General features: G+C 65.1%; 25 protein-coding genes and 1 riboswitch. Of the genes, 19 read left to right on the top strand and 6 right to left on the bottom strand.

Translation table 11 applies throughout. From position 1 onward, the window contains the following. Positions 1–32 precede the first annotated feature (32 nt). Positions 33–1,499 carry a dihydrolipoyl dehydrogenase gene (locus NFH98_RS13215; protein WP_124803937.1) on the bottom strand — a complete coding sequence of 489 codons (1,467 nt, stop codon included), beginning with the start codon at positions 1,497–1,499 and terminating at the stop codon, positions 33–35. Positions 1,500–1,693: 194 nt separating this feature from the next. On the opposite strand from NFH98_RS13215, the gene NFH98_RS13210 reads away from it, so the two are divergent. The 8 genes from NFH98_RS13210 to NFH98_RS13175 all read left to right on the top strand — a co-directional run bounded on the left by NFH98_RS13210 (position 1,694) and on the right by NFH98_RS13175 (position 8,264). Beyond that, positions 1,694–2,332 carry a YqaE/Pmp3 family membrane protein gene (locus NFH98_RS13210; protein ID WP_349622847.1) on the top strand — a complete coding sequence of 213 codons (639 nt, stop codon included), beginning with the start codon at positions 1,694–1,696 and terminating at the stop codon, positions 2,330–2,332. Between the two features lie 90 nt (positions 2,333–2,422). Further along, positions 2,423–3,292 carry a DMT family transporter gene (locus tag NFH98_RS13205; protein WP_124803933.1) on the top strand — a complete coding sequence of 290 codons (870 nt, stop codon included), beginning with the start codon at positions 2,423–2,425 and terminating at the stop codon, positions 3,290–3,292. 121 nt (positions 3,293–3,413) lie between these two features. Beyond that, on the top strand, positions 3,414–4,295 hold the full coding sequence (locus NFH98_RS13200; protein ID WP_108132991.1) for an NAD(+) kinase: 882 nt from the start codon (positions 3,414–3,416) through the stop codon (positions 4,293–4,295). 13 nt (positions 4,296–4,308) lie between these two features. Further along, complete coding sequence (locus NFH98_RS13195) at positions 4,309–5,295, top strand: metallophosphoesterase (RefSeq protein WP_108133024.1); 987 nt, start codon at positions 4,309–4,311, stop codon at positions 5,293–5,295. 271 nt (positions 5,296–5,566) lie between these two features. Next, positions 5,567–6,412, top strand: coding sequence for a rhomboid family intramembrane serine protease (locus NFH98_RS13190; RefSeq protein ID WP_045994416.1), 846 nt, complete (start codon positions 5,567–5,569; stop codon positions 6,410–6,412). Positions 6,413–6,421: 9 nt separating this feature from the next. Continuing rightward, positions 6,422–6,718 carry a YeaC family protein gene (locus tag NFH98_RS13185; protein ID WP_045994422.1) on the top strand — a complete coding sequence of 99 codons (297 nt, stop codon included), beginning with the start codon at positions 6,422–6,424 and terminating at the stop codon, positions 6,716–6,718. Further along, on the top strand, positions 6,702–7,538 hold the full coding sequence (locus NFH98_RS13180) for a DUF2797 domain-containing protein (protein WP_371931865.1): 837 nt from the start codon (positions 6,702–6,704) through the stop codon (positions 7,536–7,538). Before NFH98_RS13185 ends, NFH98_RS13180 begins: the two co-directional genes overlap by 17 nt. Before the next feature lie 45 nt (positions 7,539–7,583). Continuing rightward, the gene (locus tag NFH98_RS13175) at positions 7,584–8,264 is read left to right on the top strand and encodes a glutathione S-transferase family protein (RefSeq protein ID WP_349622846.1); all 681 of its coding nucleotides are present in this window, start codon (positions 7,584–7,586) and stop codon (positions 8,262–8,264) included. Between the two features lie 104 nt (positions 8,265–8,368). Here NFH98_RS13175 and NFH98_RS13170 read toward each other — a convergent pair whose 3' ends face one another. From NFH98_RS13170 to NFH98_RS13155, 4 genes are all read right to left on the bottom strand, one after another. Continuing rightward, positions 8,369–8,827 carry a hypothetical protein gene (locus NFH98_RS13170; RefSeq protein ID WP_222516691.1) on the bottom strand — a complete coding sequence of 153 codons (459 nt, stop codon included), beginning with the start codon at positions 8,825–8,827 and terminating at the stop codon, positions 8,369–8,371. Positions 8,828–8,841: 14 nt separating this feature from the next. Then, on the bottom strand, positions 8,842–10,158 hold the full coding sequence (locus NFH98_RS13165) for a sulfite oxidase (protein ID WP_222516690.1): 1,317 nt from the start codon (positions 10,156–10,158) through the stop codon (positions 8,842–8,844). A 147-nt stretch (positions 10,159–10,305) separates the two neighbouring features. Continuing rightward, entirely contained in the window at positions 10,306–11,427 is a 1,122-nt protein-coding gene (locus NFH98_RS13160) for a PA0069 family radical SAM protein (protein WP_349622845.1), read from the bottom strand. A 179-nt stretch (positions 11,428–11,606) separates the two neighbouring features. Next, a complete protein-coding gene (locus NFH98_RS13155) occupies positions 11,607–13,175 on the bottom strand; it encodes an arylsulfatase (protein WP_124803923.1) in 1,569 nt (522 codons plus the stop codon). 629 nt (positions 13,176–13,804) lie between these two features. Between NFH98_RS13155 and gltS the strand changes: the two genes are divergently transcribed. Beyond that, positions 13,805–15,013, top strand: coding sequence for a sodium/glutamate symporter (gene gltS, locus NFH98_RS13150; protein WP_124803921.1), 1,209 nt, complete (start codon positions 13,805–13,807; stop codon positions 15,011–15,013). On the opposite strand, the gene NFH98_RS13145 is transcribed toward gltS, so the two are convergent. Continuing rightward, positions 14,997–15,224, bottom strand: a complete 228-nt coding sequence (locus NFH98_RS13145) for a hypothetical protein (RefSeq protein ID WP_349622843.1) — start codon at positions 15,222–15,224, stop codon at positions 14,997–14,999. The two genes, gltS and NFH98_RS13145, sit on opposite strands and share 17 nt — an antisense overlap. A gap of 250 nt (positions 15,225–15,474) precedes the next feature. Here NFH98_RS13145 and cobT point away from each other — a divergent pair, with 250 nt between their 5' ends. The 10 genes from cobT (at position 15,475) to NFH98_RS13095 (ending at position 25,583) form a co-directional block, all read left to right on the top strand. Then, positions 15,475–16,509, top strand: a complete 1,035-nt coding sequence (cobT, locus tag NFH98_RS13140; RefSeq protein WP_502878762.1) for a nicotinate-nucleotide--dimethylbenzimidazole phosphoribosyltransferase — start codon at positions 15,475–15,477, stop codon at positions 16,507–16,509. A 58-nt stretch (positions 16,510–16,567) separates the two neighbouring features. Then, on the top strand, positions 16,568–17,548 hold the full coding sequence (cbiB, locus tag NFH98_RS13135) for an adenosylcobinamide-phosphate synthase CbiB (protein ID WP_124803919.1): 981 nt from the start codon (positions 16,568–16,570) through the stop codon (positions 17,546–17,548). After that, complete coding sequence (gene cobD / locus NFH98_RS13130; RefSeq protein ID WP_349622841.1) at positions 17,545–18,732, top strand: threonine-phosphate decarboxylase CobD; 1,188 nt, start codon at positions 17,545–17,547, stop codon at positions 18,730–18,732. The genes cbiB and cobD overlap by 4 nt, the downstream gene beginning before the upstream one ends. Next, the gene (locus NFH98_RS13125; RefSeq protein WP_349622840.1) at positions 18,729–19,349 is read left to right on the top strand and encodes a bifunctional adenosylcobinamide kinase/adenosylcobinamide-phosphate guanylyltransferase; all 621 of its coding nucleotides are present in this window, start codon (positions 18,729–18,731) and stop codon (positions 19,347–19,349) included. The genes cobD and NFH98_RS13125 overlap by 4 nt, the downstream gene beginning before the upstream one ends. Positions 19,350–19,362: 13 nt before the next feature. Next, positions 19,363–20,148: an adenosylcobinamide-GDP ribazoletransferase gene (cobS, locus tag NFH98_RS13120; protein ID WP_124804237.1), complete on the top strand. Its 786-nt coding sequence runs from the start codon at positions 19,363–19,365 to the stop codon at positions 20,146–20,148. Continuing rightward, positions 20,100–20,738, top strand: coding sequence for a histidine phosphatase family protein (locus tag NFH98_RS13115; RefSeq protein WP_349622839.1), 639 nt, complete (start codon positions 20,100–20,102; stop codon positions 20,736–20,738). The genes cobS and NFH98_RS13115 overlap by 49 nt, the downstream gene beginning before the upstream one ends. Next, positions 20,690–21,181: a bifunctional adenosylcobinamide kinase/adenosylcobinamide-phosphate guanylyltransferase gene (locus tag NFH98_RS13110; RefSeq protein ID WP_349622838.1), complete on the top strand. Its 492-nt coding sequence runs from the start codon at positions 20,690–20,692 to the stop codon at positions 21,179–21,181. Before NFH98_RS13115 ends, NFH98_RS13110 begins: the two co-directional genes overlap by 49 nt. A gap of 129 nt (positions 21,182–21,310) precedes the next feature. Next, a riboswitch (cobalamin riboswitch) is annotated at positions 21,311–21,573 on the top strand. A gap of 152 nt (positions 21,574–21,725) precedes the next feature. Beyond that, positions 21,726–23,672: a TonB-dependent receptor domain-containing protein gene (locus NFH98_RS13105; protein ID WP_349622837.1), complete on the top strand. Its 1,947-nt coding sequence runs from the start codon at positions 21,726–21,728 to the stop codon at positions 23,670–23,672. Next, positions 23,669–24,586 (top strand): cobalamin-binding protein, encoded by a 918-nt coding sequence (locus NFH98_RS13100; RefSeq protein ID WP_349622836.1) that lies wholly within the window; start codon positions 23,669–23,671, stop codon positions 24,584–24,586. Before NFH98_RS13105 ends, NFH98_RS13100 begins: the two co-directional genes overlap by 4 nt. Then, complete coding sequence (locus NFH98_RS13095) at positions 24,567–25,583, top strand: iron ABC transporter permease (RefSeq protein ID WP_249742949.1); 1,017 nt, start codon at positions 24,567–24,569, stop codon at positions 25,581–25,583. The genes NFH98_RS13100 and NFH98_RS13095 overlap by 20 nt, the downstream gene beginning before the upstream one ends.

The following is a 25,583-nucleotide window of genomic DNA, read 5'->3' as shown; positions in this document are numbered from 1 at the left end:
CGGCCCGGCGCCATGCGTCGGGCCCTTGACCGTCAAGCGCCTGGACCGCACTCCAGGCAGCGTTCGGTGATCGCCGGACCCCTGCGCAGATGCACGTTGAGGTCCCTCAGTGCTGTTCTCAGGCCTTCTTCGACCACCGGGTGGTAGAAGGGCATTTCCAGCAGGCGATCCACGGTCAATCGTTGGTCGATGGACCAGGCCAACAGGTGGCCCAGGTGTTCCGCCCTTGGGCCGAACATTTCCGCGCCGAGAAGAATTCCCGAGCCGTGCTCAGCGTAAAGCCTCAGCATGCCTCGGTTCTGCCGCATCACCGTGGACCGTCCCTGATCCTCGAACGAGACCTCACCGATGGCCACGTTGGTCAGTTGTTCATCCCGACGCTTGAGTTCAGCGTAGCCTACTCCAGCGCTTGCCATCTGCGGATCGGTAAACACCACCGCCAACGGAGTACGCCTGCGACCGGCGCGAATATCCGGGTAGCGTCCGGCGTTTTCGCCAGCGATGCGTCCCTCGTCGGACGCCTCGTGCAGCAGGGGAAGATCCTGGTTGGCATCACCGGCGATAAAGATCGGTGCGGGCGAACCGTCATCGAAGCGACACTGCATGGTCAGCCGGTCGAACACCGGCACACCGCGGTCGTTGAGTTCCAGACCGGTCTTCGGCAGGTCCAGCTTGTCCACGTTGGGCCGACGTCCGGTGGCCGCCAGCAGGTAGTCGAAACGCTCGGTCTTCTCGGTGTTGCTGTCGCGACAGTGGAAGGTCACCACCACCTGATCGCCGTCCCGGTCGACCTTCTTGACGGTGGCGTCGGGGTCCAGTGGAAACCCTGTGTTGAACTCCTTGTCGGCGAGCGCCTTGAGATCGGGATCGCCGAGAGGACCGATGGCGCCGCCGACGCCGAACATGCGCACTCGCACGCCCAGATGGTGCAGCGCCTGACCGAGTTCGAGGCCGATGACGCCGGGCCCGAATACCACCACCGACTCGGGCAGGTCATCCCATTCGAACAGGTCGTCGTTGATGATCAGGCGATCCCCGGCGGCATTGAGAAAGTCGGGCCAGGAGGGGCGGGAGCCGGTGGCGATGACGATGCGCTTGGCCTTGATACGCGTATGGTCGCCCACCACCAGGGTGTTGGCGTCTTCGAAGCGAGCGGCACCGACGATGCGGTCGTCTTCCTCGATGCGGGCCATCGAACTCAGTACGCTGTCGACGAAACGATCCCGCTCCCGCTGGAGGCGTTCCATGACTGCGGGGCCGTCGACGCTGACGCCGCTGACCTTGACCCCGAAGCCCTCGGAGTCCCGTGCCTGCTGGGCCACGTCGGCGGCGGAAATCAGCAGCTTGGACGGCATGCAGCCGACCCGTGCGCAGGTGGTGCCGTAGGCGCCAGATTCGATCAGCACCAGCTTGTCGGTATGTTGTCGCGCCGCGTGCCAGGCACCAAGGCCGGCGCTTCCTGCTCCGATAATGGCGATCTCGACCTGTCTTTCCTGCATGATGTCTCTCCTGGGAGCTGAACATGGCGCTGTGGGGAACCCGTGGGGGTGACCTCTATCAAAACAGTAGGACAGTTGAGGCGGGTTTCTCTATCAATCAGGCGTTGCTGTTACATCAAAGCCTGTATTGGCACACTGAAATGGGCCATCGGAGATACCGGTGGCGTCATTCGACCCTGGAGGTAAGTTCTTTGATGGACGCGCGAGAGTATCTGGCCCGCAAGGGGCTCGACGGTGAGCGAGACAAGGAAAGGCCCAACACCCTCGAGGAAAAGGCCTGGGACCGAGCGCGGGAGTCCCACGACCATCGTCCCAGGGCCGGGACACCCCATGACTGGGAAGACTGGGAGCGTTACCACGATGTCCTGGCCGAAGGCGCGGAAAGCCTGGAGCAGAAGATTGACGCCGAGGCCCATCGCCAGGCCCAGGAGCAGGTAGCGCGTGACGCGCAGCCGCAGCGTGCGCAGGCTGGGGCGATGGATAGCCCTTCAAATAGCCCTTCAAATAGCCCTTCAAATAGCCCTTCAAATAGCCCGGCGGTGGAGCACTTCACCCCACCGCCTGTGCCCGAGCAGAAGGAAGGCACCGATGCGCATGCGTCCAGCACCAGTGACGAGCCCATGACATCCTCGCCCCAGGTGGCGTCGGCGTTGATGGCGTCGCCAGCGGCCCGGCTCGCCTTGATGGTGCTGGTGCTGCTGATGCCCCCGCTGGCGGTGGCGGTAGCCGAAGGTGGTTCGCGCCGGATCGCGATTGCGTTCCTGCTGACCCTGCTGGGCTGGCTGCCTGGGGTGGCGTACGGGGCCTGGTGGTTGAAGCAGGTCAATCATTGAGGCGAGCAGGGCTCAGGGGGGGCAAGCGTTGGGCCGGAGAGGGTGTTCGCGTATACTGCCGTAAACCTTTTTGACTAGTGGGAGTTTACGGTGGGCTATCTGGTGGTGGTCACCGCCCTGTGGGCGTTCTCGTTTTCGCTGATTGGTGTCTATCTGGCCGGTCAGGTGGACAGCTATTTCGCGGTGATGATGCGGGTGGGGCTGGCGGCGCTGGTGTTCCTGCCGTTGTTGAAGCCCGGCCTGCTCGATCTGCGCCACAAGCTCGCGCTGATGGCACTTGGTGCCGTCCAGCTTGGCATCATGTACATCTTCTTCTATCAGTCCTTCGTGCTCCTGTCGGTGCCGGAGGTGCTGCTGTTCACCATCTTCACGCCGCTGTACATCGCCATTCTGGATGACCTGGCGTTTGGTCGTTTCACGCCCTTCCATCTGGTCACTGCAGGGCTTGCGGTGATCGGCGCGGCGGTCATTCGCTACAAAGGTGTCAACGACGACTTCTGGCTGGGATTCCTGGTGGTGCAGGGGGCCAATCTCTGCTTTGCCATGGGGCAGGTCGGCTATCGGCGCCTGTCGGCGGCACTGCCCCCCTCGTTGCCTCGCCACCATGTATTCGCCTGGTTCTACCTGGGTGCGGCCTGCATCGCGCTGCCGGCCTTCGCGCTGTTGGGAAGCACCTCGGGGCTGCCGACGACACCCCTGCAGTGGGGGGTGCTGCTGTGGCTGGGACTGGTCGCCTCGGGGCTCGGCTACTTCCTGTGGAACCTGGGCGCCGTGCGGGTGGATGCAGGCGCCCTGGCGATCATGAACAACATGCTGATTCCTGCTGGCCTTGCGGTGAACCTGGTGATCTGGAATCGCGAGGCTGATCTGCTACGTCTGGCCATGGGAGGCGCCATCATCGCCGGTTCGCTGTGGCTTAACGCCTGGTGGCAGCGGCGTCACAGGACGGCGCCGGTCTAATTCATCGTCAGTCTGGGTGATCATCGATCTGGGCCAGCAGTTGGCCTGAGGCGCCGGGCGCGGTTTGCTCCGCCAGGCCCCCCTCGCCATAATGAGCGGTCGCCAAGGGAAGGATGCGTGGATGCAATCGTTCAAGAACATCGGACTGATCGGGCGCCTGGGCAGCGCCAAGGTGGTCGAGACCCTCAAGCGGCTGATTCGTTTTCTGGATGACGCCGGCTACCACGTGATCGTGGAAGACCGTACCGCCTCGGCGTTGCTGGAACGTGGCCACGCCGAGGCCAGTCGCCGCATGCTCGGCGAACTATGTGATCTGGTGATCGTGGTCGGGGGCGACGGCAGCCTGCTGGGCGCGGCCCGCACCCTGTGTCGCAGCGGAACCCTGGTGCTGGGGGTCAATCGCGGACGGCTGGGCTTCTTGACCGATATCTCGCCGGATGAGCTCGAGGCCCGTGTCGGTGAGGTGCTGGCGGGACAGTACGAGGTCGAACAGCGCTTTCTGCTCGATGCCGAGCTCTACCGCGGGGATTCCCTGGTGGGCAGCGGCGATGCCCTCAATGAAGTGGTACTGCACCCGGGCAAGGCGGTGCGGATGATCGAGTTCGAACTGTTCATCGATGGCCAGTTCGTCTACAGCCAGCGCAGCGATGGCCTGATAATCGCCACGCCGACCGGTTCCACCGCCTACGCCATGTCCGGCGGTGGCCCGATCATGCATCCGAAGCTCGACGTGGTGACGCTGGTGCCGATGTTCCCGCACACCCTTTCGAGCCGGCCCATCGTGATCGACGCCGGCTGCGAGATACGCTGTCATATCGGTGAGACCAACCAGACCTATCCCCACATCAGCTGTGACGGCCAGACCCGTGCCGTGGCCAAGCCCGATGATGTTCTGGTGATCCGGCGCAAGCCCCAGAACGTTCAACTGGTGCACCCTCTGGGTCACAACTTCTATGACGTCCTGCGCAGCAAGCTGGGCTGGAGCAACAGGCTGGGAGATTGACGTGAGCAGGCGACTGGACGGCTACGACCTGATCGGTGACGTTCATGGCTGCGGCGCCACCCTGGCGGCGCTGCTGGAACGGCTGGGGTATCACCTGCGCGGCGGTGTCTATCGTCACCCCCAGCGCAAGGCGATCTTCCTCGGGGACCTGATCGACCGTGGCCCGCGTATCCGCCTGGCGGTCTCCATCGCCAGACGCATGGTGGAAGAGGGCGAGGCCTATATCGTGCTGGGCAATCACGAGATCAATGCCCTGACGTACACCCAGAAAGCCCCGCCTGAGCACGGCAGGGAATGGCTACGCCCGCATACACCGCGTCACAACCGCATCATTCGTGAAACCCTCGAGCAGTACCATGACCACCCCCAGGAGTGGGATGATGCCCTGGCGTGGTTTCGCCAGATCCCCCTGTGTCTCGAGATCGACGGCATCCGGGTGGTCCACGCCTGCTGGGACGACCGCCTGATCGAATCCTTCAGGCAGCTCCGGCCCGACGGCTGTCTGGACCACGATTTCCTGCTCCAGGCCTCGAGCCCGGGTACCGAAGAGTCGAGGATCCTCGAGCGCCTGACCCGCGGCGGTTCCATCGACCTGCCCGGGGACACGGTCATCCATTCCGGAGACGGTTTCACTCGACGAAGCTTTCGGACCCACTTCTGGGCACGAGACCCTCGCACCTGGGGTGACGTGGTGTTCCAGCCGGACAATCTACCGGGAGACCTCGAGGACCGGCCGTTGAGCGACAGCGAACGGGCCAGCCTCAGCTACTATGGCCCCGACCAGCCCCCGCTGTTCATCGGCCACTACTGGTGCGAAGGCGTCCCGGCCTTGCCGGCACCGAATATTGCCTGTCTCGACTACAGCGCGGTGAAGTTCGGTCGACTGGTGGCCTATCGCTACAGCTTTGAATCCCGCCTCGACGCCAACCACTTTGTATGGGTGCCGGTGCCCAGGGACGTGCGTGCGAGGCCCTTGCCCCGAGAGATCGTCTTCGATTGATACAAAACGTTACATTAAAGTCGAGCACCCGACTGAACCCTTTATCAAAAGCGGCGTCTGAGTAGGTGTTCCCTTGAATGATCCCTTGCTCTTGTCCGGCGGCCCCCTCCGCCGGACTTTTTCTGTGTGGATGAAAAAGACATCCTGCCATGCCCGGCTTGCCGTCGGGCCTTTCGCCCATCTGCGCCGCGTGTGACCGCTGCCCCTACCGGCCAACGTCATTTCAGGCCATCATCTCTGGGCCGCCACCCTTTTTCGCGCTGGAGACGCCATGTTCCGGGTCATGCTGATCCCCCACGATATCGATACTCGCGAGCTGCGACAGGCGCTCTGGTCGCACCGCATCGGACACCGTATCACCGACGAGGACGACGGCCAGGTACTGTGGCTGATGGACCCGAAACAGCAGGACGCTCTGGCCGAGGTGATCACTCGCTGGCAGCGGGGAGAGGCGATACCCGCGCCGAGTGCCTCGAAGCCGAGACCGGCACGTCACTGGTGGCCGCTGCTGCGCCAGCATCCGGTCACCTTGTCGGTGCTCGGGCTGTGTCTGCTGGTGTTTGGTGCCATCGCTGTGTGGGGAGACATGGTGCTGGCGTGGCTGGCGATTGTGCCTGTGGGCATCCGTGGCGGGGCGCTGGCCGTCGGCAGTATCCCCGATGCGCTGGCGGCGGGGCAGGTATGGCGCCCGCTGTCGCCGATCTTCCTGCATTTCGGCTGGATGCACCTGATCTTCAACATGATGTGGTTGTGGTATTTCGGCCGTCAGGTGGAGACCCTGCATGGCCCATTGCGCATGCTGACGCTGGTGGTGGTGGCGGGGCTTGCCGGCAACCTGGCCCAGTACGCCACCGGCACGGTGCTGTTCGGTGGCATGTCGGGCGTCGACTTTGCGTTGCTTGGCTACGTCTGGTTGATGTCCCGTCGCGCGCCGGCCAGCGGCTTCTTCGTGCCGCAGATGCTGGTGCTGTTCATGCTCGGCTGGATGGTCTTCACCATGACCGACGTCGCCGGGCTGGTGGGCTTTGGCAATGTGGCCAACGAGGCGCACCTGGGCGGTCTGCTCGTGGGGCTGGTGCTGGGCTGGTATCATTCCCGCAAATCACGTCTTCACTAGAGCGATGCCATGAGCGACATGACCTTCGAGCGAATGATTTCCCAGATGACGCCGTCGATCTACCAGAGCCTCAAGCAGGCGGTGTCGCTGCGCAAGTGGCCGGACGGGCGAATGCTGACGGCCGAGCAGATCGAGCTGTGCATGGAAGCCGTGATGCGCTACGAGCACGACAACAATGTGCCCGAGGAGAGCCGCATCGGCTACCTGGAGCAACGCACCTGCGGCGCTGGGCCCGGTGGGCCATCGAGCAGTGCCGGGGTTTCCGAAGACATGGCGGGGCTCGCCCGGGATGCCAGTCGTGACTGAAGTACTTGCCCACGGATGTCTGTCCAAGATGGGGGTCGAACCCGACTCCCCCGCGCGCTACACCCTCAAGGCCGGCGAGAACCGTCTGCCGCTCAACGACTACCTGGGCCGCACCCTACGTCTCGAGTGGAGCGGGGCGATCGCCTGTACCCACTGTGGGCGTGCGACCAAGAAGAGCTTCGGGCAAGGCCACTGCTATCCCTGCTTCAAGCGCCTGGCCCAGTGCGACAGCTGCATCATGAAGCCCGAGCTGTGCCACTTTTTCGAGGGGACCTGTCGCGAGCCCGAGTGGGGCGAGCGGTTCTGCTTCCAGCCCCACGTCGTCTACCTGTCCAACGCTTCCGGGCTCAAGGTCGGGATCACCCGCAATACCCAGATGCCGACGCGCTGGCTCGATCAGGGCGCGATTCAGGCGTTGCCGATCCTCGAGGTGGACAGTCGTCAGCAGTCTGGCTTCGTCGAGGTGCTGTTCAAGAATGAGGTGTCGGATCGCACCAACTGGCGGGCGATGCTCAAGGGCCAGGTCGAGGAGCTGGATCTGGCCGCAGAGCGCGACCGTCTGCTGGAGAGGCTGTCGGCGGGGCTGGGCGATCTACGCGAGCGCTTCGGCGCCGATGCTATCCGTCCCCTGGACGGCAGCCCACGTCGCTTCGACTACCCGGTACTCGAGTACCCCACCAAGGTCACGTCTCACAACCTCGACAAGAATCCGCGAGTCGAGGGCACCCTGATGGGGATCAAGGGCCAGTACCTGATCTTCGATACCGGAGTGATCAATCTTCGCAAGTACACCGGCTACGAGATGTCGCTGGCGGCTTGATCACCGGCAGCGACAGGCGCTGTCAGCGACCCAGGGAGCACTGTCATGTACGTGCTGCATATCGCCAATCGACAGACGTCGTCGTGGTCGCTGAGGGCCTGGCTGACCTTGCGCCAGCTCGAGATTCCCTTCGAGCTGGCCTTTCACCCCTTCGATGAGCAGGGCAACAGTCACGCCGACTTTCGTCGGTTTTCGCCCTCGGGGCGAGTGCCCTGTCTGCATCATGACGAACGGGTGGTGTGGGACTCGCTGGCCATCATCGAATACCTGGCCGAGCGTCATTCCGAGATCTGGCCTGAGCATGTGGACGCCAGATGCTGGGCCAGAAGTGCCTGTGCCGAGATGCATTCAGGTTTTAGCGCGCTCAGGCAGCAGTGTGCGATGCACTGCGCGCTGCGCGTACGCTTGAACGAAAAGACGCCCGAGTTGCTGGATGACCTGCATCGGCTGAACGAACTGTTTGAAGACGGCTTGACGCGCTTTGGTGGACCTTACCTGTGCGGCGAGCGTTTTACCGCCGCAGACGCCTTTTTCGCCCCCATCGCCTTCAGGATGCGAACCTACGACCTGCCCATGGGTGGCCCATCACGCGACTACCTCGAGCGACTCCTCGCCTTGCCCGCCATGCGCCAATGGCAAAGCGAGGCGGTTTGCGAGCCGTTCCGTGAGTTGCCTCTCGAGGCGCAGATCCTCGCCAGCGGCACTGTGCTCAAGGACATGCGCTGAAGGATCTGTGTTAGGGCATCTGACTATCTGTCAGAGCATACGATGCCCGATTCCGCTGTCGCAGAATCGGGCCGATCAGCCGCCTTTCGACCGCGTCCGTTGTTTCAACCTTCTGCGCTGGTCTCGCTGGCCTGTGGTGCCGGCGGCATCAGATGCTTGGGCAGGTTCTGCCGCCTGGCATCGGTCCTCGGGCCGTAGTGGGTCGACAGGTAGTCGAGGATGGTGGCTTCCATTTCGGGATTGAACTGCCACAGGCCCTGAGTCTCCTGCATCCAGTCGATCAGGTAGGCCCAGTGCTCGCGTGACCCCCTGTTCTGGGTGACCAGGGCGGCGGAGTGGCAGACGGTGCAGTTGCCCTTGACCGTCTGCCAGCCCTCCGCCATCACGAACCCGCTGTCCGGATCGGTCTCGAGGGGGGCATCTGTGGCTTGCCCAGAGGCCTCGCCTGTCGATTGAGCCAGGCCAAAGGGGCTGAACAGCACCGCGCCGAGCAGCAGGCCAGTCATCAAGAGCGGGCGGGTCGACGACCATGCCCTATGCCTTCTGGTGGTACGAATTCCCATGCCAGTCTCCTCCCTCAGCCGACCTGAACCGCGATGCGGTGACAGGCGTTGTTGAGGTAGCCTTTGGGGTTCCAGCCGGGCACCACCATGGGCTGGGACTGGCCGTTTTCGTCCACCGCCCGGGCCCACACCTCGTAATAGCCTGGCTCGGGGAACTCGACCTGGGTGGTAAAGCGCTGCCAGGCGAGGCGATTGGGTGCGTCGTTGAGGCTGGCCCTCTGCCAGGTGGCGCCGAAGTCGATGGAGGTGTGCACCTCGGACACCGACAGATCCCCCGCCCAGGCGTGACCGCGCACCTCCATCGGCTGGCCCTGGGCGTGCTCGATCCCTGATCGCGGGTAGGTGATCAGGGACTTCACCGGCATCGACTGGATGGTGACGAAGTCTTCCTTGGCCACCTCAGTGCCCGGTGCCACCGGGTTCGCCGGCACGCTGTAGGAGGGAGGCGCCATCTTGGCCCCATCGTGCTTCTGGTTGCGCACGACGATCTGCTTGAGCCACTTGCCCGATACCGAGCCTGGCCAGCCGCCGCACACCAGGCGCAGCGGGTAGCCGTTCTGGTAGGGAATGTCCTCGCCGTTCATCGCCCAGGCGATCAGCGACTCGTCCTCCAGGGCCTTTTCCATCGGCACACCGCGAGAGATCGCTTCCTTGTCGGCGGCGCCGCTGGCGTGGCGATCGGCGCCGTAGTAACCGATATAGACGGCGTCGTCGGCGATGCCACAGGCCTCCAGCACATCGCGAAGTCGTACCCCGGTAAAGGTCGGGCAGGCCACCGCACCGGTGGTCCACTGGTTGCCGCTGGCGGCGGGGACGTACTCGCTGCGACCATTGCCGCCGCACTCTACCTGAAGCTGGTAGGTGTGCTCGGAGAAGCGCTCCTTCAGCTCGGCGATGGTGAAGGTGGTGGGGTTCTGGCACGACTCGCCGGTGATTTCCAGCGTCCAGGTGGCGGGATCGATTTCGGCTCGCTCCGGGGGCAGGCCGTTGTTGCGCACGAACATGTAGCGCGCCGGGGTAATGTCATCGTCGAGCAGATGGGCCGGTGTCTCGGCGTTGATCGGACGGTCGTTGAGGACCCTCAGCCCCTCCTTGCCCTCGATCTCGAAGGCTTCGTCGCTCTGGGCCAGGGCTGCAGGAATCAGGCCTCCCGGCATGAAGCGTGCGAAGGGAATGCTGGCGCCGAGTACCGCGCTCATGGCCAGCAGGCTGGAGCCGGTGAGAAATCCACGACGGCTGACGGGATCCACCTGCCGCCCCCACAGCTTGCGATCGGCGTCCACGGGATCCTTGGCGTAGAGGGCGTGCAGGCCCTTGGTCTGGCGGCGCATGCAGAACTCCTTATATTTTAATTGTAGGTCGTTATTCCAGAGGATCCTTGTAGCGTAGGTGGTGGCACCGGCGGCGGCCAGGGACAGTTGGAAGGCGGCAATGGGTCCAGCGCTGGGGCATAGCGGCCTGGAGGCGGTGGCGACTCGCTAAAATAACGATCCCTGACGATGGGGCGCCCTGAAGCTCTCGGTATCAAGCTCACTATCAGTATCAAGACCGCTATCAAGGCCACTATCACTACGTCGTGACAGGCCCAGGCGACGGCAGGCCTTGCGGAAGCGTTGGTCGAGCAGTTCGGCGAAGACGCCCTGGCCGCGCATGCGGTGGCCGAAGCGACTGTCGTAGTCCTGGCCGTTGCGACACTGGCGAATCAGGCTCATGACCTTGGCGGCGCGCTCAGGATAGTGGGACTCGAGCCAGGCCTCGAACAGCGGCGCGACCTCGCGTGGCAGTCGCAGCAGCATCCAGCCGGCGGTGCTGGCGCCGGCGTCCCTGGCGGCCTGAAGCAGGCGCTCCAGTTCATGGTCGGTAAGCCCGGGAATCACCGGCGAGACCAGGGTGCCCACCGGTACACCGGCATCGGCAAGTTCGCCGATGACCCGAAGTCGGGCCCGGGGTGAGGCGGTGCGCGGCTCCAGTTGACGCTTGAGTTCGGTGTCAAGGCTGGTGAGGCTGACCATCACCCGCACCAGGCGGCGGCTTGCCAGTTCACTCAACAGGTCCTTGTCGCGCAGGATCAGCGCGCTCTTGGTCACCAGGGTGACCGGATGACGCCACTCCAGCAGCCGTTCGAGCAGTGCCCTGGTGGTTCGGTGTTCGGCCTCGATGGGCTGGTAGGCGTCGGTGTTGCCGGACAGGTTGATCGGGCGGCAGACGTAGCCGGGCTTGCACAATTCCTCGGTGAGGCGTTCCACCAGGCCGGTGCGGGCGATCAGGCGGGTCTCGAAGTCGAGACCGGGTGACAGGTCCCAGTAGGCATGACTGGGCCGCGCGTAGCAGTAGATGCAGCCATGCTCGCAGCCACGGTAGGGGTTGATCGAGCGATCGAAGGGCAGGTCTGGCGAGCGGTTCCACGACAGAGCGCTCTTGGCGCTCTCGGTGGCGGTGACGGTGGCGATGCGATCAGGCGTTGCCTCTTGCCACCAGCCGTCGTCCACCTGTTGGCTACGGGTGGGAGAAAAACGATTGGCGGGATCATAGGTCGCGCCGCGGCCCTTCAAGGGGCTCGTAGCGCTTCTTTGCTGGCCGTCGTCGTGATAGTGATCCATGCCTGCAAGGCTAGTCGAATGCTGTTTATATATCCAGTGTGGTGGTGGGGCGAACGAACGCGGAGCAGAGCTATGGGCTGAATAAGGAGATAAACGGGGGTTGAACAAGAGCTGAACGGGGAGCACAACGGCAAGAGGCCGCCCAAGGGCGGCCTCCTGTCGACTTGCCGGTGGAAGCGTTATTGCTTCGGCGTAAAGGAGCCGGCTTCCTGACGCTGGGGGTATTCCTCGAAGGTGGCCATGAAGTCCGCCACGATCTTGCCTACAGGGGAGAAGGCATACATGCGGCGCAGCTGCCAGTCGTCGTAGTAGGAAGAGTCTTCCGGGGCCATCTCGAACGGATCGGCACGCAGGTCGATCAACAGCGGTGCCTTGAGCTGCGTCTGCTGACGGCGCCAAGCGTCCATGCCCTCGTGCTCCTGGATGCTGAAGTGTGCCTTGTACTGGCCGAAGCGCACGGCACCCAGGGAACCATCATCGACGAAGGCGAAGAAGGTGTCGCGCGGCCACTCGCCGGCGTCCTCGGCGCCGGTCAGGTGGGGCAGCACGTTATAGCCATCGATGTGCACGTTGAATTCCTTGTCACCGGCGGTGTAGCCGTCAAGCAGCTGCTCCTTGATGTCCGGCTCGCCAGCGGCGGCGATCAGGGTCGGGAACATGTCCTCAAGCGAAAGGATCTCGTTGGACACCTGGCCCGGTTCGATCTGCCCCGGCCACCTCATCATGAACGGCACCCGAATGCCGCCTTCCCAGGTAGTGGCCTTCTCGCCACGGAAGGGCGAGGTGCCGCCATCCGGCCAGGTGAACTTCTCGGCGCCGTTGTCGGTGGTGTAGATGACGATGGTGTTCTCGTCGGCACCCAGTTCCTCGAGCTTGTCGAGCAGTTGGCCCACCAGGGCGTCGTGCTCGGTCATGCCATCGGCGTAGACGCCAAGTCCGGTGCGGCCTTCACTCTCTTCCTTGAGGTGGGTGAAGATGTGCATGCGGGTGGTGTTGTACCAAACGAACCAGGGTGTATCGGAAGATTCCTGGCGCTCGATGAAGTCCTCGGCGGCGGTCAGGAATTCCTCGTCGATGGTCTCCATACGCTGTTTTGTCAGCGGGCCGGTGTCCTCGATCTGGCCATCCGCGGAAGAGCGAATGACACCACGGGGGCCGAACTGTTCACGGAAGCCAGGATCGGTGGGGTAGTCGGCGTTCTCCGGCTCTTCCTCGGCGTTCAGGTGGTAGAGGTTGCCGAAGAATTCGTCGAAGCCGTGGTTGGTCGGCAGGTACTCGTCGCGATCGCCGAGGTGGTTCTTGCCGAACTGGCCGGTAGCGTAGCCCATCGGCTTGAGGATCTCGGCGATGGTCGGGTCTTCCGGCTGCAGGCCGAGCGGATCGCCGGGCATGCCGATCTTGAGAAGACCGGTACGCTTGGGTGACTGCCCGGTGATGAAGGCCGCGCGCCCAGCGGTGCAGCTCTGCTGGCCATAGGCGTCGGTGAAGCGGATGCCTTCTTCGGCGATGCTGTCGATGTTGGGCGTGGTGTAACCCATCATGCCGCTGTTATAGGCGCTGGTGTTAAACCAGCCGATGTCATCGCCCATGATGACCAGGATGTTGGGCTTGTCTGATGACGCCTCGGAGGAGGTTTCTTCTTCGGTCGCGGACGCTGGCTGAATGCTGGCTGCCAGGCCGACCGCAGCAATCGATGCCGCCACGATGCCCTTCCAGGGCGAAGGTATTGCCGACGAATACACTTTCATGATCGTTCCCTTAAATTAAATGATGTCATTGACATGGCATTGATACAGCGGAGTGATGTGTTGGCCTGCTCTCCTTGCTGGTCGACGTACGGCTTGCTGGTCAGGTCCTGACAGCCGGCGCGTGAAGGCCGGCGGTATCGTTGTATTTCCTCCGATTCCCGCCCGCTGGGCTGGAGCCAGGGGGAGGGAAGGCCGAGTCTGCTGGCTCAGCTAAAAGTGTGCCTTGATGGGCATGCAAGACAGCATAGTAAACGATCATTGCTTGTGCATGACCAACTTCCCCGAGCCTGCCCAAATGGTTGTCTCATTTGCTTTGCCATCGTCGACTCGACCGTCAGGGTGCCAGTGACCTCGCCCTCTGTGTCGTTGGTCATCGCCCTCTGTGTCATTGGTCGTGGCCCTTGGCACCTTCTCCCTTGGCTGAGTTTGAACCGCTGTTTCTGCCTGGACCCTCCCTCGGGTGGGGCGGACCGCTGAGGACACAAGAGGGAGCAAAAGCTTGCTCCACGACAAATAGGCCCCTCTCATGCCTGAATGTTTGTCCAGTAGTCTAAGTGCGGGCACCTGGCGTAGCCGCACCGAGAGTCACCAGGAGGGTGTCCTTCGAGGGCGAAGGAGAGCGAAGGCAGATGAATATAGGCTTGAACGCTGTGGAAACAATGGCACTGGCGCTGGTCCTGCTGATGGTGGGCATTCAGCTTCGGCGCCGGGTGGAGTGGCTCGAGCGCATGTGCGTACCGACGCCGGTGGTCGGGGGCATCGGCTTCGCCGTGCTGGTATGGCTGCTGCGATCGATGGACGTGCTGACGCTGGATCTGGACACCAGCGTTCAGGATCCGATGATGATCGCCTTCTTCGCCACGGTAGGGCTCGGTGGCAGCCTCTCGGTGCTGGCCAGGGGCGGGCGTTCGCTGGTGATCTTCCTGTTGACCTGCTGGGCCCTGGTACTGGTGCAGAATGGTATCGGTATCGGCGTCGCCTCGATGATCGGGCTCGACCCCCTGATCGGCCTGATGGCGGGCGGGCCTTCGCTGGAAGGCGGCTTTGGCGGTGCGGCGGCCTTCGGGCCAGAGGCGGAAGCGCTCGGTGCCGACGGCGCCCTGACCGCCGCCATGACGGCGGCCACCTACGGTGTCATCACCGGTAGCCTGCTGGGCGCGCCTCTCGCCCGCTGGTTGATCGAGCGGTTCAAGCTTCGCATCGAGGCCGAGGAGGTCGGCGGGCTTGCCGATCTGCACGAGGAGCACCTGAGCGAAGAGGATCAGACGCTGACCCCGCATCGGGTACTGAAGGCTATGGCGGTGGTGGTGCCGGTGATGGTCATCGGCCTGGCCTGTCGCGAACTCATGAAAGAGAAACTCGGCATCGTGCTGCCAAGCTATGTCGGGGCCATGTTCGTGGCCATCGTGTTGCGCAACCTGAACGATCACCTTCGCCTGGTCGAGGTGTCCGAGCGTGCCATCAATCTGATCGGAGAAGTCAGCCTGGCGATCTTCCTGACCATGGCCATGATGAACCTGAAGATCTGGCAGCTGCAGGGGATGGGACTTGGCCTGGCGCTGATCCTGATGATCCAGACGCTGGTGATCGTTGCCATCGCGGCACTGGTAGTCTTTCGTTCGCTCGGCAGCAACTACGACGCCGCCGTACTCTCCGCCGGTTTTATCGGTTTTGGCCTGGGCGCTACCCCCAACGCCTTCGCCAACATGGGCGCCGTCTGCGACCACTACAAGGTGGTATCGAGCAAGGCCTACATCATCGTTCCGCTGTGTGGCGCCGTCTTGATCGACATGGTCTCCGTGCCCGCCATCACCTGGTGTCTCAACGTCTTTGCCTGAGGTCACGCTCGAGCGGTTTCACCAGTAGAACCGTTTCATGAATAGATACCGACGCAGCGCCCACCCGGGCGCGGCGTCGGTCGTCCTGTCGAATCATGATGAATGCGGGGGCCTCGAACGGGGCTCGAACGGGGTTTGAATGAGGCAGGGCGACCCGCAGCACGACCCGCAGCACGACCTGCAGCACGACCTGCAGCACGACCTGCAGCATAGACGCTCGATCTCGGATCCGTTTCCGAGGGAAGATCGCCTTTCGGTGATCTGCTAAGCTCGGCGGCTTGTTGCCCGCCTGTTCGCGTGTCTGAAGGCTCGGGCGGTCTTTTTCTTATTCGCCGCCTGGGCGGCGTTAGTGCCATCAGGATATCGCCGTGCGTGACCAGCCCTCGTCCTCGTCTTCTACCCCCGCCTCGACGCTTGACTCGCCCCTCGACTCGCCCCTTGCTTCAACTCTTTCCACCAATATTGGCCGCATTCCTTCGCTGGACCTTGAGGCCCACCGCCTGGCCTGTGCTCGTCTCGATAACCTGACCAAGCCCCCCGGCAGCCTGGGTCGACTCGAGAAGCTCGCTGCGGATCTGGCGGCGATGACAGGAGAGCCGTTACCCCGGGTCGACCCTGCGGCCATCATCGTGTTCGCCGCCGACCACGGGGTGGCGGCGGAAGGCGTGTCGGCCTTTCCGGCCTCGGTCACCGCCCAGATGGTCGCCAACTTCGCCCGCGGGGGCGCCGCCATCAACGTTTTTGCCCGCCAGATCAATGCCCGGCTCGAGGTCGTCGACGTTGGGGTGGCCACGCCCAGCGACCAGGTGCCGGGTGTGGTGCTCGAACGGGTGCGCGCGGGCAGCGGCAATATTGCCTGCGAGGACGCCATGAGTCCCGACGAGGTAAAGGCGGCGCTTGAGGTCGGCATTCGTGCCGTCGAGCGCGCCCGCGCTGCGGGTGCCCGCTGTGTCATCCTGGGGGAGATGGGCATCGCCAACACCACCGCAAGCAGCGCTCTGCTGGCCGCCTTTACCGGCCTTTCCGCCGAGGAGGTGGTGGGGCGTGGCACCGGTATCGACGATGCGCGTCTGGACCACAAGCGCAAGGTCATCGCCAGGGCGCTGGCACGGGGCACTGGCGATACCGCCCTCGATACCCTGGCGCGTCTGGGCGGGCTCGAGATCGCCGCCATGGCAGGGGCCTGCCTGGGCGCAGCGGCGGGTCGCACGCCGGTGCTGGTGGACGGTTTTATCGCCACGGTAGCGGCCCTTGCGGCGACTCGGCTGGCGCCTGGCGTGCGGGACTACCTGGTGTTTGGCCATCGCAGCGATGAGGCCGGTCACGGTGAGGCGCTGGCCGCACTCGGCGGTGAGCCGCTGTTGTCGCTTGGCCTGCGCCTGGGCGAAGGCAGCGGCGCGGCCCTGGCCTATCCGCTGCTCGCCAGTGCCTGCGCCATGCTCAGCGAGATGGCGACCTTCGCCGACGCCGGGGTCGAGGGTGGCCCGTCGGCATGAGGCGAGCAGACGTCGTGAGAGTAGATGACGACAGCGCGGCCAGGGGGTGGTGGTTTCCATGACGCTGCCGCCACTAAGCCCCGAGTTGCTGGCGTTGGTGCTCGCCGCCCTGGTGCTGGACCTTTGGCTGGGGGATCCACGCTGGCTGCCGCATCCGGTGGTTGGCATGGGCCGACTGATCGGCGCCCTGGAAGCGCGGCTCAACCGTGGCAGGCCGCAGGCGCGTCGAGCCAAGGGCGTGGTGCTCACGCTGGTGGTGGTGGGGCTTGCATGGACGCTGGCCACTTTGGCGATTGGCCTTGCCGGTGTCGTCTCGCCCTGGCTGGCGCTGGTGGTGGAGGGCTTGCTTTTGTGGACTTGCCTTGCCTGCCGGGGCCTGGTGCAAGCGGCCCGCGCGGTGGCCACACCGCTGGCAAGGGGCGATCTGTATCAGGCGCGGCGCGCGGTCTCGGCCATCGTCGGGCGTGATACCCGAGAGCTTGACGAGGCAGGGGTGAGCCGAGCGTGCGTCGAGAGCGTGGCCGAAAATACCGTCGATGGCATCACCGCACCGCTGTTCTGGGCTCTGCTCGGCGGTGCGCCCCTGGCCTTGGCCTACAAGGCCGCCAATACTCTGGATTCCATGGTCGGCCATCGCAATGATCGCTACCGCGAGTTCGGCTGGGCCTCGGCTCGCTTCGACGATCTGGTCAACTTGCTGCCGGCTCGGCTGACGGCGCTGGCCATGTGGTGTCTTGCTGCGGTGGTTCCGGGGCTGCGCAGGCGCGGCGCCTGGTCGGCGACGTGCCGACAGGCACCGGCTCACCCCAGTCCCAACGCCGGCTGGTCGGAGGCAATGGTGGCCAATCTGCTCGGCGTCGAGCTGGGCGGGGTAAACCGCTACGGCGATCAGATCAGCGACCGGGCGCGGCTGGGCACGCCCACCGAGACGTTAAAGGCGCGTCACATCGACGCCGCGATTCGCTGTCTCTACGCCGGCACGGCGGGCGTGCTGACACTGCTGGCCTTGATCATCCTGGTGCTGGAGGCCGTGCGATGACATCGACCCACACTCGGCACCTGAGCGACACAAGCGCGAGCCAGACGCCAACACAGGGGCAGGGCTCTTGCTGGCCTGATCACGGCGGCCAGGGCGCGGCGCTGCTCGACAGACTTGGCCTTTCGTCGGTGACACCGACCATGGATGTGAGCGCGAGCCTCAATCCGCTGGGCCCGCCGGCCTGGCTTGCTGATTGGCTCGCCCGCGCCATGAACGAGGTGCGCCACTATCCTGACCCCGAGTATCGGGACGCCGTGGCGGCTCTGGCGGCGTCGCTGGGGATAGCGCCACTGTCGTTGGTGTTGACCAATGGCGGCGCCGAGGCGATCCACCTGGTGGCCCGGGCCTATCGTCGCGCCCGCGCCTTGATCGTCGAGCCGACCTTCGGCGAGTACGCCCGGGCATGCCGACTCAACGACATCGAGATCGAGCGTTTGCAGCTCAGCGGAGATGACTTCCGGCTGGACGTCGAGGCGCTCTCGGCGCGCCTTGCCGCTGTCGATCTGGTGTTTGTGTGTCGCCCCAACAATCCCACCGGCACGCGCCTTCCCAGAAGTGACGTGGAAGCGCTGGTGGCCGCGGCCAGGCGCAGCGACACCCTGGTGGTCATCGACGAAGCCTTCGTCGACTTTGCCGACGATGAAGCCCCGCTCACCGATCTGGTGGAACAGGGCGAGCCGCTGGTGCTGTTGCGCTCGCTGACCAAGTTTTACGCCCTGGCGGGGCTGCGGCTTGGCTATCTGGTGGCGTCCCCGCAGCGCTGTCGTGCGCTGCAACACCATCAGGTGGCCTGGAGCGTCAACGGCCTGGCTGCCGCCGTAGTGCCCGAGCTACTGGCCGATGGCGACTTTGCGCGTCGCACGCGCGACTGGCTTCACTCCGAGCGTGCCTATCTGACGGCAGGCCTGCGCGATCTGGGCCTGACGGTGGTGGACTCCCAGGCCAATTTCGTGCTGTTCAGGCCGCCGGGCCAGCCGTCGCAGGCCAATGGCGAAGCCTTGTTGTCGTATCTGGCACGTCACGGCTGTCTGGCTCGCCACACCCACACCTTCAACGGGTTGGACGGCGCCTGGATTCGCGTGGCGCTGCAGCGCCGAGCCGACAATGATCGCCTGCTCAGATGGCTTGGCGACTGGCTCGGCGACTGGCTCGGCGACGCCCAGTCTCGTGGAGAGAACCGATGATCGCCTTTGTCAGCGGTGGCGTGCGTTCGGGCAAGAGTCACGTTGCCGAACAGGCGGCACTGGCGCTCCACGCCGACAAGCCCCGGGGGCAGCTCTGGTACCTGGCAACCGCCAGGGCCGAGGAGGGCGAGATGGCCACGCGGGTGGCACGCCACCAGGCCCGGCGTGACAGCCGCTGGCATACGCTGGAGGCACCGCAGGACCTGTTGGCCGCCTGGCGTCAGGTGGGTACAGGCGACACCGTGCTGCTGGATTGCCTGACGCTGTGGTCGAGTCAGCGCCTGTTTGCCGACGGCCTCGAGCGTGACGCCCGGCGCGCTGCGGCGAGAGACGCCTTCCACCAGCTCGCAGCGCTGCTCGCGGACGCTCGCCGACGTGATATCGCGCTGGTGGCCGTATCCAACGACCTCAACGAGGAATTGCCGCCGAAGGACGCCCTGGTGCGCTGGTACCTGAGCGAGCTCCAGCGTCTGCACCTGCTGTTGGCGCGGTGCGCCGATCGGGTGGTGGAGGTGGTCGCGGGGCAGATCATCGAGTGGAAGCCGGCGGGGGAACGTCCCGCTGACGTGAAGGCAGGGGCGGGCAACAGGCTGGGTAGAGGAGAACCGAGTGAGTGATCAAAGGCCACGAGTGCTGCCGGCGCTGGCCGGGCTGGGGCTGGCGATCCAGTTTCTGACCCGGATACCGTTGCCGGTGATGATCGACTGGAACGGCGCCAACCGCCGCTGGGCGGCGCGTTGTTACCCGCTGGTGGGGCTCTTGATCGGCGTGCTGCTGGCCGTGGCCGCCGCGCTGACCTCAGCGCTGCCCACGCCGATCCAGGCACTGGTGCTGCTGACGCTGTGGGTGGCGCTGTCCGGTGGGCTGCACCTGGACGGTGTGATGGACCTGGCCGATGCGCTGGGCAGCAATGCGCCGCTCGAGCGCCGCTGGCAGATCATGAAGGACCCGCAGGTCGGCAGTTTTGGCGTGCTGGCGCTGGTGTTCCTGCTGGCCTGGAAGGCGGTCCTGTTGTGGTGGTGGCTCACGACCGACGGGGCTCTGCTGTGGCTGGTCGTGGTACCAGCCCTGGCCAGAGCCAGCGCGGTGGCGCTGCTGATCGGTGTACCCGCTGCTCGGCCCGAGGGACTCGCCCATAGCTGGCAGCAGGGCCTTGGCTGGCGCGACCTGGTGCTTGCCCTGGTTCCTCTTCTGGTGGTGGTTTCCGCGGGACTGCTGCTGGAGCCGGGCGGGACGAACGTAGCCGGGCTGGTGGGGGTTCTGCTCGCCAGCGGGGGCTTTACCTGGGTCTTCGCCCGGGGGATGATCCGAGCCTTTCACGGCATCAACGGCGATATGCTGGGCAGTGCCATCGAGGGAGGAGAACTATGGCTTCTGATGTGTGTCTCGAGCTGGTGGTGGTTCGCCACGGGCTGACCCAGTGGAACCTGGACAAGCGCTACCAGGGCCAGCGCGATATCGAGCTGTTGATGCCCGACGCCCTGGCCGATATGGATCGGTTGCGCCTGGAACTGGAAGGCGAGCGCTTCGACGCTGTGGTGTCGAGCGACCTGACCCGCTGCCGCCAGACCCTGGCCCATATCGCCGAGGGCCGTGGCTGGCCGGAGCCTCGCCTGGACCAACGCCTGCGCGAGAACGACTTCGGCGAGTTCGAGGGGCGCAACTGGGAAGAGCTCAAGGACGATCCGGTCTACCGGGAGTGGATCGACAGCGCCGGGGAGCTGGCGCCTCCTGGTGGTGAATCCGCCCAGGACCTGCGTGACCGGCTGGCGTTGGCCCTCGGCGCCATCTTCGATGCCGTCGTCGAGGCCGGCCATCGGCGCGTGCTGGTGGTCACCCACGGCGGGGTGATCCGCGAGCTGCGCCGGGAGTTCGAGGGCGTGCCGTTCTGGGAGGGCGTCGTCGGTCAGGCCGCAGGTCGGCGCTGGACACTCATTCGACAGGCAGAGGGCATCACATGCACGTCTTCATCGGCGGTACCGCGTCAGGCAAGCTTCAGCGGGTAGCCGAGCTCTACCCCGAGGCACGTTGGCGCGACGCCGGCGAGATGATGAGACGGGTGACCGGTGCTGGCGCTGGTCCCGCCATCGACGATGGCGACACCCTCGTCATCAGCGGCTGGCTTGCCTGGCTCGAGGCCGAACTAGAGAACGAACTTGAGAACCAACGTGAAAACGAGTCAGCAAGCGCCGACGATGACCGGCTGGGCCGGCGCTGGCGCGAGGCCTTGACTGGCTGGGCCAGTTCGCCGGGACGGCGCGTGCTGGTGCTTGACGAGGTGGGGCGCGGCATCGTCCCGGTGGACCCGGCCCAGCGCCGCCTGCGTGATCTGATGGGCTGGCTGTCCCAGGACGCGGTGCGCCTGGCAAGCCAGGTACACTACGTACGCCATGGCCTGACCATGCGGCTCGATGGGAAGGAGGCTACCGCATTGGGCCGAGCGGACTGAGCGAACAGACCCGGCATCGAACCAGTCGAACAAGCCGAACGGCGCTTTTCGTTGACGCCCGCTGTGCCGATTGCTAGCTTACGCGCACTCTCAGGTGCCCCGAAACGTGCCAGCATGACCACGGCGTCAGTCCTTTCTGACGCAAGACGCCGTGGCCAGAAGTAGACACAAGGGGTGAAACGGGAAGTCGGTGCCAATCCGACGCTGCCCCCGCAACGGTGATCGAGTCAAGCGCGCTCACCACGCCACTGTGACAGGGTCCTTGACCCCTGATGCGACCGGACCCTGTGTCCCGCTCAGCCAGTCACGGGAAGGCGAACGCGCCGAACCGTCGAAACGCTTCGATGGTTCATCTCGTCAGCCCGGAGACCGGCCTGAAGAGCCATGCCAAGGGGCGGTGGGGTCCCGACGCGCAGCGCTTGCCTGTCAGTTTGGTGTTCTTGACGCTCCCGGGTGTCCTGTCCAGCGTTCTGTGTCCCCTGTTCGCTCCTCGGCCTTCGAGGGTCTACGCCGTGCGGGTGCGCACGGTGCCAAGGGATACACCATGTCGTCTGCTTTCTTCGCCCCTGCTCGTCTTTCTGTTGCCTGCCGCTCCCGTGGCCTGCGTCTGTGCGTCGGCCTTGCCGCCGCCCCCTGGCTACTGGTGAGCCAGGCCAGTGCCCAGCAGTCCGCTTCCTCCGACGTGACGACCGCCGAGCCGTCCTCCGTCGAACAGGTCTCTATCGAGCCCACCACCGAGACCGCCACCGAACTCGACCCGCTGGTGGTGTCGGCGACGCTTTCGCCGCGTACCGCCAGTCAGTCGCTGTCCTCCGTCAGCGTCATCGACGAAGAGGCGCTAAGGCGCCGCGATCCGGTCAGCATTACCGACGCCCTGCGTGGCCAGCCCGGTGTGGATATTTCCACCAATGGTGGCTTCGGCAAGCAGGCGAGCGTCTATATCCGTGGTACCGGCAGCACCGCCTCGGTGATGATGATCGACGGTATCCGCCTGCGCTCGGCCACCAATGGCGGGCCTGCCTGGCAGTACCTGGAGCCGCGCATGTTCGAGCGTATCGAGGTGGTACGCGGTCCCCGCGGTGCGCTCTACGGCGCCGACGCGGTGGGCGGGGTGGTTCAGCTGTTCACCGACAAGCCCGATGAACAAGGGCCGACGCCCAGCGTGCAGCTCGGTACCGGCTCCTTCAATACCCAGCGGGCCTCAGCCAGTCTGTCGGGCCGCGAGGGCGGTACCTCCTACCAGTTCAGCGCCACCCGCCTGGACAGCGACGGCACCGAGATTCGCGACGGTGGCGAGGACAAGGCCTACGACAACACCTCGGGTCTGGTGAGTCTGTCCCACACCTTCGACAACGGCGCCAACCTCGGGCTGCTGGGACTGCGTGCCCGCGGCAACAACGAATACGAAGGTGGCGACTCCGACTATGTGCAGCAGGTGGCCGGTGTCTACGCCGAGGTGCCGGTGACCGATATCTGGTCGTCGCGTCTTACCCTGAGCGAGGCCCGCGATGAGCTGGAGGACCACTCCGAGCCCAACGACTTTGGGCCTGGAAGCACCACCGAGTTCGACACCGAGACCCATACCGTTCGCTGGGACAATACCCTGCAGCTCGGTGCCCACGAGCTGATCGCCGGCGCCGAGTATCTGGAGGACAAGGTCGACAGCACCACCGACTACGAAGAGACCAGCCGCGACAACGTGGCGGTGTTTGCCCAGGCACTGATGGACTTCCATCCGTTCTCGTTGCAGGCGGGTCTGCGCCACGACGACAACGAGGCCTACGATGAAGAGGTCACCGGCCACCTGGCGCTGGGCTACGCCCTCGATGATCAGCACACCCTGCGTGCCAGCTACGGTACCGCCTTCCGCGCCCCGACCTTCAATGAGCTGTACTTCCCCGGCTTTGGCAACAGCGATCTTGAGCCCGAGGAGTCCGAGACCTGGGAGCTTGGTCTGCGTGGTCAGTACCAGCGGCTTTACTGGGATCTGGCGCTCTACCAGACCAATGTCGACGACCTGATCGCCAATGAGTCGAGGGATGGCCGCTTTGCCCCCTTCAATGTCGACGAGGCGCGTATTCGTGGGGTCGAACTTGCCACCGGGCTCGAGCTCGACCAGTGGACCCTGGCGGCCAGCGTCGCCTATACCGACCCGGAAGACCGTGACACCGGCAAGCAGCTGATTCGCCGCGCCAGCCAGACCCTGCGCCTGGACGCCGATCGCCAGCTGGGTGACTGGAATCTGGGGGCCTCCTTCGTCGCCCAGGACCACCGCTACAATGACGTCGACAACGACGAGCGTCTGGCCGGCTACGGCACCCTGGACCTGCGCGCCGGCTGGGCCTTTGCGCCGGACTGGAAGGCTAACCTGACGCTCGAGAACGTCTTCGATCGCGAGTACGCCACCTCGCGTGCGTCTGCCTTTCAAGGTGGCTGGGACTACGAAAACCCCGGACGTGCCGCCTACCTGAGCGTCGGCTTCAACCTGTGATCATCCGCCGCTCGCTTGTCTCGGCCAGCGCTGGCCTGGTGCTGTCGGCGCTGACCAGTGCCGCCACGGCGTCCTCTTCGTCCGACGGGGACGAGGACATCTGCGTGGTCGATGACACCGAGCGGGAGCTATGCCTGTCGGCGCCGGCAGAGCGCATCGTGGCGCTGTCGCCCAGCGTCACCGAGATGCTGTTCGCGGCGGGGGCCGGCGAGCGGGTGGTGGGGGTAGTCAGCTTCAGCGACTATCCCGAGGCCGCGCGTTCGCTGCCCCAGGTGGGCAGCTACGATCGACTCGACCTCGAGTCGCTGTTGGCGCTTGACCCCGACCTGGTGGTGGCCTGGGCCGGGGGTAATCCCGGACAGCAGGTCGAACGCCTGGATGAACTCGGGCTGCCGGTGTTCCGCTCGGACGCCGCCAACTTCGAGCAGATCGCCACGACGCTTGAGCGGTTCGGTCGCCTGGCCGGTTCGGCGGATACCGGCGACACCGCGGCCCGAGAGCTGCGAGAATCGGTAGCGGCCCTCGGCGAGCGCTACGTTGACGCAGCACCGGTCGAGGTCTTCTATCAGGTATGGGAGCAGCCGCTGATGACCGTCAACGGTGAGCACTGGATCAGTCGGGCGCTGTCACTTTGTGGCGGCGTCAATCTATTCGCCGACGAGGCGCCGCTGGTGCCTCGACTGTCGCGGGAGGCGGTGCTGGCCGCGGACCCGGAAGTCATCATCACCGGTGGCATGGGCAAGGCGGACTCCACCTGGCTCGATGCCTGGCGCCAGTGGCCGCAGATGACCGCTGTGGCCCGCGACAACCTCTACTTCATCAACCCCGACCTGGTGCAGCGTGCGACGCCGCGCCTGGTCGAGGGCACCCGAACCCTGTGCCAACATCTGGACTCTGCCCGTGAGCGCCGCTGACTCCAGCGCTACCTATCGGCCCACCCGGCGAGGTCGTCCGCTGGGCCTGCTGGCGCTGCTCGGTGTGGTGTCGGTGGTGCTGGCCGTGTCGGTGGGCAGCGTCGCGCTGTCACCGATGGAGCTGTGGCTGACGCTAACCGGGCAGGGCAGCCCCCTCCACCAGACCCTGGTGTGGGAGCTGCGCCTGCCCCGTGCGCTGGCCGCCTTCGGTACCGGTGCCTTGCTGGCCCTGGCCGGCGCCCTGATGCAGGTACTGCTGCGCAATCCATTGGCCGACCCCTATGTGCTCGGGCTCTCCGGCGGGGCCTCGGTGGCGGCGCTGTGTGCCATGCTGGCTGGCCTTGGCGCGGCACTGGTCTCGGCCTCGGCCTTTGCCGGTGCGCTGGTGTCGATCCTGGTGGTATTCGGCCTGGCCCATGGCAGCGGCAGCTGGTCGCCGGCCCGCCTGCTGCTGACCGGGGTCGTCATGGCCTCCGGCTGGGGCGCGATCATCACCTTCCTGCTGGCGGTCAGCCCGGTGGAAGAGCTGCCGGGCATGCTCTACTGGCTGATGGGCGACATGGCCTACGCCCGCAGTCCCTGGCCGGTACTGGTCATCGCCGCGCTGTCGGCGCTGGTACTGGTGCCACTGGGGCGGACCCTCAATGTGCTTGCCCGGGGTGGCCAGCAGGCGCTGGCGCTGGGCGTGGCGGTGCGTCCGCTGGAATGGGGGCTGTATCTGGCGGCGAGCCTGGCCACCGCCACCGCGGTGACCACCGCCGGATCGGTGGGGTTCGTCGGCCTGATGGTGCCGCATATGCTGCGCCTTCGCCTAGGTGCCGATCAGCGTCTGATCCTGCCGGCCTCGCTGCTGGCCGGTGGCTGCCTGCTGACCCTGGCCGATACCCTGGCGCGGACCCTGATCGCCCCCCAGCAGTTGCCGGTAGGGGTGATCACCGCGCTGATCGGGGTGCCGAGTTTTCTCTACCTGCTGCATCGCAGCCACGGCAAGGGATAG

Origin of the sequence: Halomonas sp. H33-56 (genome assembly GCF_040147035.1) — a bacterium.
In the GTDB taxonomy this organism is placed as follows: domain Bacteria; phylum Pseudomonadota; class Gammaproteobacteria; order Pseudomonadales; family Halomonadaceae; genus Halomonas; species Halomonas litopenaei.
Note: the sequence above shows the minus strand (reverse complement) of the source record. Positions and strands in the feature narration are given on the sequence as shown.

Bases quoted from the DNA above. Each gene is read 5' to 3' on its own strand.
- NFH98_RS13125 (WP_349622840.1), top strand. From the start codon at position 18,729: ATGATCGCCTTTGTCAGCGGTGGCGTGCGTTCGGGCAAGAGTCACGTT.
- cobD (WP_349622841.1), top strand. From the start codon at position 17,545: ATGACATCGACCCACACTCGGCACCTGAGCGACACAAGCGCGAGCCAG.
- NFH98_RS13180 (WP_371931865.1), top strand. From the start codon at position 6,702: ATGCCAGTCGTGACTGAAGTACTTGCCCACGGATGTCTGTCCAAGATG.
- NFH98_RS13175 (WP_349622846.1), top strand. From the start codon at position 7,584: ATGTACGTGCTGCATATCGCCAATCGACAGACGTCGTCGTGGTCGCTG.
- NFH98_RS13185 (WP_045994422.1), top strand. From the start codon at position 6,422: ATGAGCGACATGACCTTCGAGCGAATGATTTCCCAGATGACGCCGTCG.
- NFH98_RS13105 (WP_349622837.1), top strand. From the start codon at position 21,726: ATGTCGTCTGCTTTCTTCGCCCCTGCTCGTCTTTCTGTTGCCTGCCGC.
- NFH98_RS13115 (WP_349622839.1), top strand. From the start codon at position 20,100: ATGGCTTCTGATGTGTGTCTCGAGCTGGTGGTGGTTCGCCACGGGCTG.
- NFH98_RS13145 (WP_349622843.1), bottom strand. From the start codon at position 15,224: ATGCTGCAGGTCGTGCTGCAGGTCGTGCTGCAGGTCGTGCTGCGGGTC.
- NFH98_RS13165 (WP_222516690.1), bottom strand. From the start codon at position 10,158: ATGCGCCGCCAGACCAAGGGCCTGCACGCCCTCTACGCCAAGGATCCC.
- NFH98_RS13200 (WP_108132991.1), top strand. From the start codon at position 3,414: ATGCAATCGTTCAAGAACATCGGACTGATCGGGCGCCTGGGCAGCGCC.
- NFH98_RS13210 (WP_349622847.1), top strand. From the start codon at position 1,694: ATGGACGCGCGAGAGTATCTGGCCCGCAAGGGGCTCGACGGTGAGCGA.
- NFH98_RS13110 (WP_349622838.1), top strand. From the start codon at position 20,690: ATGCACGTCTTCATCGGCGGTACCGCGTCAGGCAAGCTTCAGCGGGTA.
- NFH98_RS13155 (WP_124803923.1), bottom strand. From the start codon at position 13,175: ATGAAAGTGTATTCGTCGGCAATACCTTCGCCCTGGAAGGGCATCGTG.
- cbiB (WP_124803919.1), top strand. From the start codon at position 16,568: ATGACGCTGCCGCCACTAAGCCCCGAGTTGCTGGCGTTGGTGCTCGCC.
- gltS (WP_124803921.1), top strand. From the start codon at position 13,805: ATGAATATAGGCTTGAACGCTGTGGAAACAATGGCACTGGCGCTGGTC.
- NFH98_RS13170 (WP_222516691.1), bottom strand. From the start codon at position 8,827: ATGGGAATTCGTACCACCAGAAGGCATAGGGCATGGTCGTCGACCCGC.
- NFH98_RS13215 (WP_124803937.1), bottom strand. From the start codon at position 1,499: ATGCAGGAAAGACAGGTCGAGATCGCCATTATCGGAGCAGGAAGCGCC.
- NFH98_RS13190 (WP_045994416.1), top strand. From the start codon at position 5,567: ATGTTCCGGGTCATGCTGATCCCCCACGATATCGATACTCGCGAGCTG.
- NFH98_RS13160 (WP_349622845.1), bottom strand. From the start codon at position 11,427: ATGGATCACTATCACGACGACGGCCAGCAAAGAAGCGCTACGAGCCCC.